Source organism: Peptoniphilus sp., from assembly GCF_034090345.1.
Taxonomy (GTDB): domain Bacteria; phylum Bacillota; class Clostridia; order Tissierellales; family Peptoniphilaceae; genus Peptoniphilus.
The window spans coordinates 1-2,302 of record NZ_JAXDSS010000076.1 but is presented as its reverse complement, the minus strand read 5'-3'; the positions used below and the strand labels follow the sequence as shown (position 1 = coordinate 2,302).

At 32.2% G+C, this 2,302-nt stretch carries 2 protein-coding genes and 1 pseudogene; 2 read left to right on the top strand and 1 reads right to left on the bottom strand.

Annotated features, from left to right (window positions below):
- Window positions 1-502 (top strand): annotated as a pseudogene (locus SOR77_RS06990) (glutamate--cysteine ligase); the annotation flags it as partial.
- Window positions 495-1,808 carry a glutathionylspermidine synthase gene (locus SOR77_RS06985; protein ID WP_320636420.1) on the top strand — a complete coding sequence of 438 codons (1,314 nt, stop codon included), beginning with the start codon at window positions 495-497 and terminating at the stop codon, window positions 1,806-1,808. The pseudogene SOR77_RS06990 and the gene SOR77_RS06985, both read left to right, overlap by 8 nt.
- A 90-nt stretch (window positions 1,809-1,898) precedes the next feature.
- Here the strand turns inward: SOR77_RS06985 and SOR77_RS06980 are convergent.
- Window positions 1,899-2,302: Na+/H+ antiporter NhaC family protein (locus tag SOR77_RS06980; RefSeq protein WP_320636419.1), on the bottom strand; the 404-nt coding region annotated here is incomplete at its 5' end.

Below are 2,302 nucleotides of genomic sequence, written 5' to 3'. Positions count from 1 at the left end.
TATAAGCGTCAATAAAAAGCCTTTCAAGGAATTATTCGACCCTGAAAATGATTCTGATGATGAAATCTTCCATGCCATTTCAATAGTATTTCCTGATGTTAGATTAAAAACTTATCTTGAGTTTAGAATGATGGATGGAGTGAACTATCCTACAAATTTTGCGATAGTTTCTCTTATAAAAGGACTTTTCTACTCTGAAGATAGTTTAAATGCTTTGGAAAAGATGTTTGAAGGCACGACTTATAGTGAAGTTATGGAAACTAAATCTGAAACTCTTTTACATGGTCTAAAAGCTAAGTACAAGGAAATTACAATTTTAGAACATCTTGAAAAGCTATATGATTTGGCTTATTCAGCACTTGGAGATGAAGCTCACTTCTTATCTCCTATAAAAAAAATCATAGATAGTGGAAAATCTCCTAAAGACGTTTTTGAAAGTATATTTGAATCCGAAGGTCTTAGGAGTGCAATAGAATATAATAGGGTTGATAAAAATGTTTAATATAAAATATGCAGAAGAATATATTTCTTTAGTTAAAAAAGATTCAAAAAAATATTACCAAGACTATTTAAAACTTCTTGATGATGTTGCGCACTCAAACGCAATATACAAAGAGAAGCCCGTACCAGTTACTTATCAAGGCCTTTTTTATGACCAAGAAGATAAGGACAATTTCACACAGCTTTGCAAAACTCTAATGGATATAACTCAAAAAGTTACTCATGAATATTTAAAAAATCCTGAGTACAGAAAACTTTTTGGATTTTCTAAAGAGCTTGAGGAATTGATTTTACACGACCCAGGATATGACATAACAGTTCCTATTGCAAGATACGATGTATTCTACAACGGTATGGATAAATTCAAATTTATTGAGTTCAATACCGATGGCTCAAGTGCAATGAATAAAGACAATACTGTCGGAGATTTGTTAATTGAAACTTTGGCCATGAAAGAGTTTAGAAAAAAATATGATGTTGAGTGCATTGATATGTTTCATCCTTGGATTGAAGAATCCACAAAAATATATGAGTCAGCTCATCATAGAAAACCTAACATAGCTATTGTTGACTTTTTAGACATAGGTGCTACTTATGAATTTAAAAAGTTCCGTCAACTCTTTATAGAATCTGGATACAATTGTGAAATATTTGATATCAGAGATTTAAAGTATGTTGATGGAAAATTGGTTTGTGATAATTTTGAAATCGACATGGTTTACAGGCGTGCAGTAACTGTTGAATATATGAAACACTATTCTGAAATGCAAGACTTTACTAAAGCCTACATGGACAATGCGTTTATGTTAATTGGCTCTTTTAGAAGTCAGATTATGCACACTAAATTAATTTTCAAAATTCTACTTGACCCGCTCACTCAAAATATTTTGACTGATTATGAAAATAAATTTTTAGATGAGCATATTCCTTTTACAGATTATTTTAGCCAAGATGTCTATGAAGAAGTTTTAAACAAAAAAGATGAATACATTATAAAGCCTGTCGATGATTACGCAAGCCACGGTGTCTACGCCGGAAGAGGCTTTTCTAAAGAAGAATGGTCAAAACTTTTAGATGAAGCTTTGATTTCTGACTATATTTATCAAAAATATTATGAGATGGAACCACTACCTTTCTTAGAATTTGATGACTCCGGAGAAATTAAAGTGAGCGGATTTACTGCTGTTTTAGGAATGTTCATTTATAATGGTAAATTCATCGCCCCTTACACCAGGATAGGACAAAACTCGACAGTTGGTGGTTCAGATAAACATTATGTGGCACCAAATATGTTCATAAAAAAATAAGAATTCATTTCCCTTCTTACTTAAAATTTTGTAAGAAGGTTTTTTTATGAATTCTTATCTTATAAAAGCTATTATAAAATTTCTATTTTATTATAGGAATTGAGTTATAAAACCTCCAACTACTATTAATGGTATTCCTATAAATATGATCTGTGGTATACACGTGTCTCTTATGTGATCATGTTGTTTATCTACTCCAAGACCTGCTGTAGGTCCCAGTGTTGTATCAGACGCCGGAGACCCTGCATCTCCACAAACAGCCGCTATTGTTACCAACAATATTGTTGCACTCGGTGAAAATCCTAACTTCATTGCCAATGGAACGTATATCGCTGAAATAATTGGCACTGTACCAAATGAAGTTCCTATACCCAATGTTACTAACAGCCCAAGTAAAATCATTACATATGAAGAAATAAGTTTTGAACCTCCTAAAACTCCTGCTGCTGATTCAACTATTCTATCAATAGCTCCTGAATTGGTAATTACATTTG

Coding starts and splice junctions, on each gene's coding strand:
- SOR77_RS06985 (WP_320636420.1), top strand. CDS start 495: ATGTTTAATATAAAATATGCAGAAGAATATATTTCTTTAGTTAAAAAA.